The organism is Paenibacillus sp. FSL H7-0735 (assembly GCF_038008505.1).
Taxonomy (GTDB): Bacteria; Bacillota; Bacilli; order Paenibacillales; family Paenibacillaceae; genus Paenibacillus_AQ; species Paenibacillus_AQ odorifer.
On record NZ_JBBOZH010000001.1, the window covers coordinates 5,348,352 to 5,361,085 of the forward strand.

Genomic DNA, 12,734 nt, shown 5'->3' on the forward strand with positions numbered 1-12,734 from the left:
TGAGTCCGATAGCACTGTGTTGGCTGGGTAAGCAACTTACATGGTGCACCAATTTGAGCCCGCCGGCTTCAGTATAAACAATCAGCTCCAGTGGCGCCAAGCTACTTGCAAGTAGCACTAATTCACGTCTGGTAGTCCCCGGCCAAGTAAGCATATCTCGCAAAGCGCCTCATCCAATAACAGCTTCGGGCGCGCAGCTAGTCACAAAAGAACTCAAAAAAGGAGAAAAAAAAGGAAGGTGCCCAGCAGCCAATGGCTTTCGGGGCACCCTCCTTTTTTGATTAAACTTCTCTAAGCACGAAAAGTAGGCTTCTGAAATCGCCCTCGAGCTGTGGAATCGTGAGTCCGAAGTGCATCAGCTCATCCCCTCTGTATACTCCGCCGTTAAGCTCAAGCTTATACGATTTTGCAGGGTCGAGTCCTTTCAGACGCAATCTGCGCAACGGTGGATTAGGCCCGGCCAGAACTTGGAAGTAGGTGGCGAAGGCTTCTTTTTTATCAGCGGAAACAAACATCCATGCCGTCTCGTTTCCTTCAAAAGGACTAAGCAGTCGATAGAAATCACCGTACTGAATCAGCATTCTCAGTTCCTTGTACTCCGAAACCTGCTTGCGGATATCCTCGCGTTCAGCTTCAGTAAGCTTGGTCAAATCCAGCTCGTAGCCGAAATTACCCGACATCGCGACATGACCACGTGTCTCCAAAGGAGTAATACGATGTACCTGATGGTTAGGAACAGCCGACACATGCGCACCCATTGAACTCGCAGGATACACCATACTTGTTCCGTATTGGATCTTCAATCTTTCCACGGCATCCGTATCATCGCTAGTCCAGGTCTGTGGCATATAATACAGCATTCCCGGGTCAAATCGTCCGCCACCGCCGGAGCAGCTTTCGAATAAAATATGAGGGAAACGGGAAACGATACGTTCCAGCACATCATAAAGTCCAAGGATATAACGGTGTGCCGTTTCGCGTTGACGTTCGGCTGGAAGAAGCGCTGATCCAATCTCTGTCATATTCCGGTTCATATCCCATTTCACATAAGTAATCGGAGCAGATGACAATACCGAGCTAACTGACTCGACGATATAATCGCATACATCCTTGCGGGATAAATCCAGCACTAGCTGCTGGCGGGCTAACGAACTTTTATGCCCAGGTACATGGAGACACCAGTCTGGATGTTCACGGTAAAGATCACTTTCTGGCGATACCATTTCTGGCTCGAACCATAATCCGAATTCCATGCCCATTGCCGTGATATCTTCCCCTAGCTTTCCAAGACCTTCAGGCAGCTTGCGACGATCCTCTACCCAGTCTCCCAGGGAGCTGTCGTCATTATCACGTTTGCCGAACCAGCCGTCATCCAGCACGAACAGCTCCAGGCCTAGCTCTTTGCCTGCTTTAGCAATTTCTTTGATTTTATCCGCGTTAAAATTAAAATAAGTCGCTTCCCAGTTGTTAATCAGAATAGGACGCTTGCTATCGCGGAATTCACCTCTGCATAACCGTGTCCGATAAAGACGGTGATAGGTTCTCGATAACCCACCAAGCCCTTCACTGGATCTTACCAATACGGCTTCAGGAGCTTGAAAGGATTCGCCCGGTTCAAGCAGCCACTGAAAGTTGAAAGGTTGAATACCGATCCCTACTCTGGATATTCCGTATTGATCCACTTCTGCTTGGGCGAGGAAGCTACCGCTATACACAAGGCTGAATCCATAAACTTCGCCATGATCCTCTGTTGCATCTTTTGCAAGCAAGGCCATAAAAGGATTCTGCTGATGGCTGCTGGAGCCGCGTTTGCTGTCAATCCGCTGGATGCCAGGAACGAGTGGTCTTTTGTGAATATGGCGTTCTCTAGTCCAAGTACCGGATAATTGCAGCATGTCATAGTCAGAATCATGGAAGTCAACATTCGCGCTTAATACTCTTTTCAGAACCAGATTATCCTTACCCAGATTCTCAATCCGCACGGAACGTGTTATAACATCCTGATTGTTAAATACGGTATAGCTCAAGGCAGCGATCAATCCTGTTTTATCATCTTGCAGTATAATTTCCAGGGTCTCTGCTTCTTCTTCACTTTCAACATAAGTAGCAGGCAGACCCTTGAGTGCAGGTTTTCCTTTATTAATGGTGTGGCTCTTATAACGGAAATCCGTTACGGTCGTGCCATCTACTAGGTGAACCTCAAGTGCCGGCTCGCGGAAATCACCGTTTCCATAAGAAGGGAATTCGCTTGGCAAGGTGTCGAGGGAGATATTTTTATCCTCCTGCAAATAAGTTGGACTAAAAGAGCAACGTTCCACCAAATTCAACGTGTGTTGAAATTTTCTCCCTGCCAATTTTGGGCCCCAGTAGACATGCGCTGGAATAACACCTTTGATCAATTCAATAATATAGCTGGATTTCTCAGACTGTAAATGAAACACCTTGCGGTTGTCATCATAATAAATACCCATAATATGTTTGCACTCTCCTTAAGGTAGCTCAATAGAACGTTTATAGTTTGTAATTAATGCTTCTTCGAAGTCTATTTTAGAGTGAAATGGAAGGGTATACAATCTTAATATCTATACCTATTATAGTAAAATATTGATCTAGCTATACGCAGGATCTGAACCACTAGAATATATATCATCAAACTGTCATTTGGAGATTGACAGCCTAGGATATAGTAGGAAAATAACCTTTTGCTCAAATATCAAAGACGGAGCGCACAGTAAGCTGGGAACGCAATTCCTCAACCGTAGCTGGTTTGTCGAGATCTTTTTTGGCAATCGTAACGGTTCTTGAAACGCCAGCTGATAAATCGAAATAGTTATCACTGAAGATCGCATCTCTTTCCTTGAAATCAAGCCCGACGAAACGGGCATATGCTTTTGACTTCACAGTAATAACGAATTGTTCTGCTTCCTCAGTGAGTACGGCTTCAAGCTCAGGATCAACAAAGCTGAAATGTTTCGGCTTAACGAACAAGACGGTTCCCCCGCTTATCGTCTCCCTCTCTACCTCAAATACATATTCCAGATAGGCTTCACGTTTCTTCTCTTTTGTATCCAAGACATGACCAAAATCAAGCCGATCGAACTCGGCACTGCTTAAAGCCTCAATCTTCACCGACTTCGCACCTTCCATTAGAACCTCTGATGTCGGAGTAAGCAGTCTCCATCTTAATTCACCACTCACCTTCTCTCTGCTCTCATTAGAGACATGCAGGGAAACTACGGTTCCTTCGTCATGTGCAGAAGCAAGAACTGGAGCAAAAAAACGTCTAGCTGTATAATGCATTGCTTTCCACCGGCCATAATAATCGATGCTAGACCAGGAAGCAACCGGCCAACAATCGTTCAACTGCCAATACAATGCGCCCATGCAGCGCCCTCTATGTCTACGCCAATGCTCTACGCCACAGCGCATGCCTTCGGCTTGGATAAGCTGGGACGCATAGAGAATAGATTCAAAATCCTTCGGATATTTGTAGGTCTCGCCGATATAATAGAGAATTTTCTCATTTCCGATATTGTTCTTCTGGTGGGACTCCATGACATAGCAGAAAATATTGCGATCCTCCGGCAGCGTAAAGGATTCAATCGTCTTCAAGCTTGGGAAGGATTGCAGGCCAAACTCAGACATATAACGCGGATAGAGCTTCCGGTAATCGGTAAAAGGCTCCTTGCCATGCCAAACGCCCCAGTAATGCATGTCTCCATAGTTCTCGTCATTCGGTTTATCAAAGCTTCCTTTAGAGGAAGGAGAGGCACGCCAGTAGAAGGTATTGGGATCAACTTCCTTAGCGATAGCCGGCAGAAGCACTTCATACTGCTTGATATAGTCGGCCTTTAGCTGGAGCGAATAATGATTCTCCCAATCCCAATCGACCCAAGCCATCTCCTGTTCGCTGTTACCGCACCACAAGCCTAACGATGCGTGATGGCGTAAGCGCTTCATGTTGTCCATCGTCTCATGTGTGATATTGTCCTCAAAAGATTCTGTCAGTGCATAGATCCCGCAGGCATACAGATGATCCTGCCAGACGATAAGCCCATATTCATCGCATAGATCATAAAAATAATCGTCAGGATAATAACCGCCACCCCATACACGAATGGTATTAAAGTTAGCAGCCACGCAGCTTTGGAGCAGGCGATCCGTGCGCTCCTTAGTCACGCGAGGCAGAAGATTATCTTCCAGAATATAATCGGCACCTGTAGAAAAGATAAGTACGCCGTTGATTTCAAAAGCGAATGATTGTCCCCACTGGTCTTCTTCCTGCTTTACAGAAATCGTTCTTAATCCAATCCGCAGTTCTCGACGATCCAACTCCTGTCCCTTCTGCAACAGTACGACCTCGACGTTATACAGGGGTTGTGCACCCAGATTATTCGGCCACCACAGCTCTGGCTCCATAATTTCCAGTGTAATATGATGATCTTCTCCGGCAGTTTCGGACACACGACGTTCAACGGCCACACCTGCTGGAGTGTGAACGCTGACTACGATTTCCCGTTCAACCTCCTGCCAACTCTCTGTTCTTACCCGAACATCCAGAGTAACCTTATCCGGCTCGTGAAATTGTGTAATATAAACATCGTCAACACGGGCACTGTCATACCCCTGAATGGAGAGACTTCTCCAGATTCCAAGATCGGGCAGCTTCGGACCCCAGTCCCAGCCGAACATGGAATGTGCTTTGCGCAGATGGGATATTCCCTCCACTGCATCAGCACAACTGCTAAGCGGCAGCTCCGCTTGCTTCCGCAGAGCAAATTCCACTGGGGAACGAAAAATCGCGTGAATGGTGTTATCGCCTTGCTTCAACACTGACTTAATGTCCACTTCATACGTCCGGTGCATATTATCACTGTTCAGAATGTTAGTTCCATTCACAAAAAGCTCGCATAACGTATCCAGCCCCTCACACAGCAGAAATACGCGGTCATGCTGTAACACTTCAGCTTCCACTTGAAAGCAACGCTGATATTCGTAATCGTAATTGGATAATTCCAGAACCTCATATTCCTGCTCACGATAGAATGGATCCGGCATTTCTCCGGCACTCAATAAATCGTGATAGACAGAACCTGGCACACTAGCCTCCAGCCAGCTCGGCTCATGCAGACGTCTCATTTTCCATTTTCCATTTAGATCTACAAGATGCATTTTCTCCCGCCTCCAAAATGTGCTATTTTGCCTTCTTATAGATCAAGTCTATCAATAATATCTTTATATTTCTTGTGTTGTGTTCTCGAGAATCATGTGCTATTTTAACATCATTAATACACTGGAGGACGAACATGCTCAAATACACCGAGGCAAGCCATATGAATCCTGAACTACTAGCAGACCCTTTCTGGGTGGAGTCCTTAAGTCAGGTATCTCCAGAACATACGCATGATTTCTATGAATTTTTCATTCTCACAGAAGGCAGATGTCAGCATATTGTTAACGGGACAGCGCAGCTGCTTCAGACTGGCTGCCTTGTCTTTATTCGGCCCAGTGATACCCACAGATATGAAGCAGATGGTGATAGCGATTGCCGTTTCCTGAACATTCCCTGCCGCAAAAGCCTCATTGAAGATGCTTTAACTTATCTGAATGAAGAGGAGTTTTTGCACGGATTGCTGAACACGCCTCTCCCCCGAATCGCCATGTTATCTCAGCTGGAAATAGCTAGTTTCGTCCGTTCTATGGAACGCATTCGCATCCTATCAACCCTAGACAAGGTTAAGTCCCGGATTTATCTAAAAGGCCTGCTCGTCGATACACTCACCCAGCATTTTTTCTCCGCAGAGACAGTCGCTCAACCAGAATTCCCGCTCTGGCTAGAGCATGCCATAACCAAAATGCATTTAAAGGATAATTTGCACCGTGGACTTCATGCCTTGTACGAGCTGTCAGGGAGAAGCGCCGGCCATGTGAACCGCGCCTTCCGGCAATACTTGAACCAGACGCCTACGGAATATATCAACCAGCTAAAGCTCAATGTAGCCCGCACCCTACTGCTCACTACCGAGCTGCATGTGGTCGATATCGCTTTGGAATCCGGCTTCGAGAATGTCAGTCATTTCTATCATCAATTCAAAAAATTCTATCATCAAGCCCCGCTTGATTTCCGCAGGAATGCACATGTTAATCGGCTGGTTTAGCTTTTTTATACAACAAAAAGCTTCCCTCTGCTGAAATGCAGAGAGGAAGCTTTTACATAGATAAATATATTATTTTGAGTTCCACAATTCCATACGTTCGCTATACTTCTGATTGAAGATTTCTTCTACTTTTTCATCCCCAGCTTTTTTCATATCCGCAAGCATCTTGTCGAATGTAGAATTGGCTTCGGCTTCAGAAGGAGCGATGATTACTCTCGTAATGCTTTGGTCCATAATATCTTTTACTTTTTGCGCTGTCAGCGCTTCAGGCGTTCCGCCGTCAGGGCCTAAGTTATCAAATTCTGCTGTATCCCATACGGAATCTCCAAGGCTCTTAATGGCCATTTCGTCAATTTCACTACGTTGGTATTTAACGGCCATATCGTATGGCTGTTCATTGGCATCCAGACCATTTTTAACAAACCACAACCATTTACGAACCCCGCTCTTCTTCACAGCATCGTCCCAGTTATCCTTGAAGCTTTGCAGGAATGCAGGGTCTGGTTGTCTCTTTCCATCCACCATGGTGTACTGCTCGCCTTCCTTACCCCATAGCAGCAAATGTTGTCCTTCGTCACTCGCTAGGTAGTTGAACAGCTTGATAGTTTCTTCAGGGTGTTTGTTATTTTTCGTAATGGCAATAGCATCCCATCCAAGTGAGCTTCTTGGTCCGAAAGTTGTTTGGGAGGCGTCTGTGCCTGGTGCTACAACCTTGTACGGGAAGAACTGATTATCATCTCCGCCATCCTTCTTCAGAGTACCATTTGCATTACCTGGGTCCCAGTATGCGCCTGGTGTGGAGAACACTGCGCCGGTAGCCAGCTTTTGAATCCAGGTTTGTGTTTTGCTGATGGCAAACTCTTTTTCGATTAGACCTTCTCTATACAGACTGTTCACATAAAGCAGCATCTCGCGATACTTTGGATCCTTAACATCATATTGTAATGTTCCATTATTATCATAGTAGGTTCTCAGACCCCACATCCCTTTAAATGTACCGAGGTTGGCGCCCATATTCTCACCGTTCATCGTCATTGGAACAGTTTCTTTTCCATCAATTGTCTTGTTTTTCTCTTTAAAATTCTTTAAAAGTGCTTCAAACTCATCCGTTGTGAGTGGGGTGGAGCCATCTGCCTTATCTGGAGCTAGGTCCGCAACCAGATTTTTTCTCATCAACATACCGAAGACAGGATCACTATCCAAGCCATACCAGTTAGCTAGGTAATAGTTTTTTCCATCTTTATAACGTGTTTTGATCAATGTGTCGCCGTACATTTCTTTAATGTCTGGTCCACTTTTCTCAATTAACTCATCGAGCGCTATAAATGCGCCACTTGTAATGTATTTATCGAGGGAAGCATCGCCCCGGCTCATTACAACCACATCTGGATAGTCACCACTGGCAAGCATCAAGCTCAGCTTTTCCGTAGGATTACCCGTTGGCTGCTGGATTGAGATCGAAATGCCTGTTTTTTTGGTGATTTCCTGCGCAATAGCATCAGTGAAAGGTTCTCCCTTGGTATTTGAATCAAACCAGGTCAATGTAATCGGCTCTTGTTTTTTATCGTCTCCGGCCGTTTGGTTTGTATTGTTTTTTCCATCATTTGAAGCACAACCCGCTAATACACCAACGGCTAATGCGGCAGTAATACTCACGTTCAACCATTTATTTTTCTTTATCATAGACACCCTAATTCCTCCCATTAAGTAAGTTACTTCATAAGTCTATCAAGCAACCAAGCAAGTCTGCCCGTTCACCCCCCTTCAGGGCCGCTATTTATTTAATCATATTAACTCTTAACCGCTCCCAAAGTCATACCCTTAACAAAGTACTTTTGCAGGAATGGGTATACCAGTACGATAGGCAATGTTGCCACCATCGTCGCTGCCATCCGGATAGTATCACTTGAAACCGCATTCCGCTTAGCCGAGTTAGCTAGCATTTGCGATTGCGATACCATGCCTCCGGTCTGGAATTGGCTTAATATTTTCACGAGTACGGCTTGCAAGGTCTTTAAGTCAGAACTATAGGTAAACGCATAGGAGTCAAACCACGAATTCCAATGTGAGATTGCCTGAAAAAGTCCTACAGTCGCAAGCACGGGTGTGGTCAACGGTAGAACAATCCGGAAGAAAATCATCAGGTCATTCGCCCCGTCTACCTTCGCCGACTCCTCGATCTCACCAGGCAGCCCCTCCATAAAGGTACGGACAATAATCATATAGAAGACATTCATCAGCCCTGGCAAAATAAATACGGAAAACGTGTCAATCATATTCAGCGCTTTAAGCACCATGTAATAAGGAATCAGTCCGCCTCCAAAATACATTGTGAAGACAAAATATAGATTCCATCCTTTACGTCCCATCAAATTCCGGCGGCTTAGCGGATAAGCAAGCATCGTAATGACAAGGACAGATAGCGGCGCGCCAATTACGGTACGTTTGACAGTAACCCATAATCCATTCAAAATCTCGCTATCTTTTAAGATTTGACTGTAGCTATCAAAGGTGAGGACTCTGGGCCATAAATAGACGCCACCACGTACGGTATCCTCAGCAGCATTTAATGAAAGAACGAGAATATTCCAAAAAGGGAGAAAGGTAACTAGCAACACAAGTATAAGAATGAGATAAACTATAAATTTAAAAATATGATCCCCGTATCTATTCGAAATCATCACAAGCGCTCCTCTCTTTTTCGGGTTTAGAACAACGCTTGGTCGTTCACTTTTCTAGAAATTCGATTCACAATTACAACAAGTATGAAGGCAATCACGGATTTAAATACCCCAACGGCCGCCCCGTAGGAGAACATGCTGTTTTGTAGCCCGTATTTATATGCATAAATATCGATAACCTCTGAATACTCAAGCACGGTATTATTTTGCAGCAGGTATTGTTGTTCAAAGCCCGCATTCAAAATGCCTCCGACGGCAAGAATCCCTAAAATAACAATGGTTGGACGCAAGGCTGGCAACGTAATATGCCACATTTGCCGGAAGCGACTGGCTCCATCCACTCTAGCTGCTTCGTAGAGCTCTGGATTAATAGCGGAAATTGCAGCAAGATACATAATGGCGCTGAAGCCCATTTCCTTCCACATATTGGACAAAGCGATAATCCACCAGAATAGCGGTCCATTTTGTAGAAAAGCAACCGGTTCCTGAACAATGCCCAACGTCACCAATAAATTGTTAAACATCCCATCGGAAGCCAGCAGTGTAATCACGATGTTTGCAGCGATAACCCATGAGATAAAATGCGGCAGATAAGAAACCGTCTGTACAAATCTTTTGAAAAATCCCTGCCTAGCTTCATTCAGTACAAGTGCGAGGATGATCGGTGCTGGAAACCCGAATAACAAGGTCAGCAAGCTTGTAGCGAGCGTATTGCGCATTACACGGTAGAAGTCTCCGGTAGTAAAGAAATACTCAAACCACTTGAATCCTACAAACTCTGCATGGAAAAATTGTTGAAAAAATGTTCCTCCGCCCGGCTGATAATTCGTAAACGCCATATACATCCCAAACATAGGACCATAAGAAAATAGCAATGTCGCAATTAAGGCAGGCAGCATCAGCAAAAATAACCATTTCTGCTCTTTTAATCTGTACCACAGATTATTGCCTCTGACTGTTTTGATAGCGCTTGCTTTATGCATCAAATACCCTCCCTTTTTATTTAGTGCAGCATGTCGAGCCACATCTCGATTCAACTTCTCTCCTATTCATCTTAAGTCCGCAACAGGTGGCTTTCTATACTTCAATCCTCCGAATGATAGCGCTTTTTAAAGGAGTTTCGGCAGATTCGAGCATTGGATTTCGATATTCAGTCTGCTATGATGAACATGGCAAACAGCGAATTTACAGTAAAGAAGGGACTTCTTCTATGCGCCATATATATAGGAAATATATTTATATGCCTTTTATCGATTTAAGCTTTCGCTCCAAGCTGTTCAGCGTATTTGTGCTAGTGACCATTGTTCCGATGATGCTTTTCGCCTACCTTTCCTACGAATTAACAAAATCAAAATTAACGGATCAGATTTACAGCAATATGATGAATTCAACAGCTCAGATTAATAAAAATTTGGAAAACAAGCTGGACAGCTATGAACATATTTCAGCTTCCATCTACCTGGATAACAGACTTGCCAGCTACCTCACGAGTGAATACCAGGATGATCCTTCTTATCTGGATGTCTATCAATACATAGGCAACCGCATGGACACGATAATGACTGCCTATCCTGATTTTGATAGCGTTTTCATTTATTCGGACAATGAATCACTGCCCAAAGATGATTACTATATCAAGCCGGTGACAGCTGAGGTTAAAGAGACCGAGCTGTTCAAGCAGCTTCAGCAGTCACATGGGAATATCATTCATCTATCCTCACCGCAGACCGAAGATAGTCCGGCCATGTTTACCTTAGCAAGATTTTTGAACAATAACCGCAATCAATATCCCTACGGTATTCTGGTCTTCAGAATCTCCGAATCGGTCATCTATTCTTTAATGGAGGAAGAAGCGGGCGGGAAAGATATTTTTATTATTAATGACAAAGGGCTTATTCTCTCAGCAGCTGACAAGCACTTATTAAATACGAGCCTGCCGGAATTGCTTGATCAGAAATTCGATGAGTCACCATCGGGCAGATTTGATACAACTTACAAAGGGGTAAAGGCATTCGCGGTCTACAACACGCTCAAAAATGGATGGAAAACTGTATCTATCTTCCCCTATGACAGCATCATTCAGGACGCTAAATCACTCTCAGATCTGATTATCAAAATCTCACTGGGCTTTATTGGTGTGGCCCTCCTGCTGATTTACATTACGGCGTCGCTGTTCAGCAAGCGTATCCGTACTTTAATCCGGATGATCCGCCGCCTGGAACGGGGCGATTTCAATCATAGTACAGAAGAACATTTGGGGAATGATGAGATTGGCCAGCTGCATTTTGCCTTCAAGCAAATGACCACCCGGCTCAAAAGTCTCATTACCGAGGTGTATCAGAAGGAGCTGCAGAGTAAGGAGGCCGAGCTTGACCTGCTGCAAGCGCAAATCAACCCTCATTTTCTGTACAACACGCTGGGCTCCATCTCGTCGCTTGCCCTAAAACATCAAGATACGCGTATACAAGATTTGGTGCTTCATCTAGCCAAGTTTTATCGAATCTCCTTGAATAAAGGGAAAAGTATATTGACCATCCACGAGGAATTAAAGCTGACCCAGAGCTACAACGCCATTCAGCTAATCCGCTTTAAAGGCCAACTGAACATTACTTACACAGTAGATGAAGCGATCCTGCCCTACTCTACTGTCAAGCTTGCCTTACAGCCTTTTGTGGAGAATGCAGTGCTGCATGCCGTGTGGAGCCAAGAAAGTCCGCTGAACATTCATATCAAAGGTGTCATGGAAGCAAACGATATTATCTTGTCGGTAATCGATGATGGCATGGGGATGAGCCGCGAGACGCTCAGTTCTTTGCTTGAGGATAAGCCTGGACGAGGGTATGGAATCACTAACGTTGATCGCCGCATCAAACTGAAATTTGGTGAGCACTACGGCGTTAAAGTGTTTAGCAGACTAGGAATAGGCACCACCGTGCAGATTCGTTTACCACAAAAAGAGGTGTAGGAGCGGTGACGAGGGGATTCTCCATTGTGAGAATCCTTTGGCTTGCTTCTCCTTGGATTTGATGGGATCGATGGGATCGTTTGGATCGAAGGGATCGTTTAGATCGAAGGGATCGTTTAGATCGAAGGGATCGAAGGGATCGTTTAGATCGAAGGGATCGTTTGGATCGTTCGGCACTATTTGCTCCCTCCTCATTCGTATCGGACCGAGGAGACCTTATTTCGATGATTCGGGGCATTTTGCTCGACTATCGGACTCAGATGCAGCAATTGACTCGTTTGTACACTAATTCTGGACAATTTTATAGCAATAAGAGCTATACAGTCCGAAATCTTTGTAAAATGCCTCAAATACCCGAAATAGCTGCAATACGGTCCGATGTGTTCTACTTTTGCGGGGGATTCTACATTGCTGGGGTGTGGTCAACTTTTGCGGGGATTCTACTTTGCTGAGGAGTGTTCTACTTTTGCGCGGGATTCTACTTTGCTGAGGTGTGTTCAACTTATACTCCTTCCTCTTACGCATCAGACCGAGGGGACCTTATTTCGATGATTCGGGGCATTTTGCTCGACTATCGGACTCAGATGCAGCTATTGACTCATTTACACAGTAATTCTGGACAATTTAATAACTATAAGAGCTATACAGTCCGAAATCTTTGTAAAATGACTCAAATTTCCGAAATAGCTGCGACACGGTCCGATGTGTTCTAACTATGATCTACTTTGCCGATGTGTGCTCGACTTTTGCGGGGGATTCTACATTGCCGGGGTGTGTTCTACTTTTGCGGGGGATTCTACTTTGCTGAGGTGTGCTCGACTTATACTCCTTCCTCATTCGTATCGGACCGAGGGGACCCTATTTCGATGAATCAGGGCATTTTGCTCGGCTATCGGACTCAGATGCAGCTATTGACTCATTTACACAGTA

At 45.0% G+C, this 12,734-nt stretch carries 8 protein-coding genes; 2 read left to right on the forward strand and 6 right to left on the reverse strand.

The annotated features are described in order from the left end of the window. Window positions 1-281: 281 nt before the first annotated feature. Both NSS82_RS24380 and NSS82_RS24385 read right to left on the reverse strand, forming a co-directional pair. Window positions 282-2,471: an alpha-galactosidase gene (locus tag NSS82_RS24380; protein ID WP_076272203.1), complete on the reverse strand. Its 2,190-nt coding sequence runs from the start codon at window positions 2,469-2,471 to the stop codon at window positions 282-284. Window positions 2,472-2,706: 235 nt separating this feature from the next. Then, a complete protein-coding gene (locus NSS82_RS24385; protein ID WP_341109902.1) occupies window positions 2,707-5,172 on the reverse strand; it encodes a beta-mannosidase in 2,466 nt (821 codons plus the stop codon). A gap of 134 nt (window positions 5,173-5,306) precedes the next feature. On the opposite strand from NSS82_RS24385, the gene NSS82_RS24390 reads away from it, so the two are divergent. Further along, entirely contained in the window at window positions 5,307-6,158 is an 852-nt protein-coding gene (locus NSS82_RS24390; protein ID WP_076272205.1) for a helix-turn-helix domain-containing protein, read from the forward strand. 69 nt (window positions 6,159-6,227) lie between these two features. Here the strand turns inward: NSS82_RS24390 and NSS82_RS24395 are convergent, their stop codons facing one another. From NSS82_RS24395 to NSS82_RS24405, 3 genes are all read right to left on the reverse strand, one after another. Further along, complete coding sequence (locus tag NSS82_RS24395) at window positions 6,228-7,841, reverse strand: extracellular solute-binding protein (RefSeq protein ID WP_076272242.1); 1,614 nt, start codon at window positions 7,839-7,841, stop codon at window positions 6,228-6,230. A gap of 107 nt (window positions 7,842-7,948) precedes the next feature. Continuing rightward, a complete protein-coding gene (locus tag NSS82_RS24400; RefSeq protein ID WP_076272206.1) occupies window positions 7,949-8,839 on the reverse strand; it encodes a carbohydrate ABC transporter permease in 891 nt (296 codons plus the stop codon). A gap of 26 nt (window positions 8,840-8,865) precedes the next feature. Then, window positions 8,866-9,822: an ABC transporter permease gene (locus NSS82_RS24405; protein ID WP_051491272.1), complete on the reverse strand. Its 957-nt coding sequence runs from the start codon at window positions 9,820-9,822 to the stop codon at window positions 8,866-8,868. A gap of 257 nt (window positions 9,823-10,079) precedes the next feature. Between NSS82_RS24405 and NSS82_RS24410 the strand changes: the two genes are divergently transcribed. Then, window positions 10,080-11,804 carry a cache domain-containing sensor histidine kinase gene (locus tag NSS82_RS24410; RefSeq protein ID WP_162164272.1) on the forward strand — a complete coding sequence of 575 codons (1,725 nt, stop codon included), beginning with the start codon at window positions 10,080-10,082 and terminating at the stop codon, window positions 11,802-11,804. Here the strand turns inward: NSS82_RS24410 and NSS82_RS24415 are convergent. After that, complete coding sequence (locus NSS82_RS24415) at window positions 11,784-11,981, reverse strand: hypothetical protein (protein WP_038572698.1); 198 nt, start codon at window positions 11,979-11,981, stop codon at window positions 11,784-11,786. The genes NSS82_RS24410 and NSS82_RS24415 overlap by 21 nt on opposite strands. Window positions 11,982-12,734 lie beyond the last annotated feature (753 nt).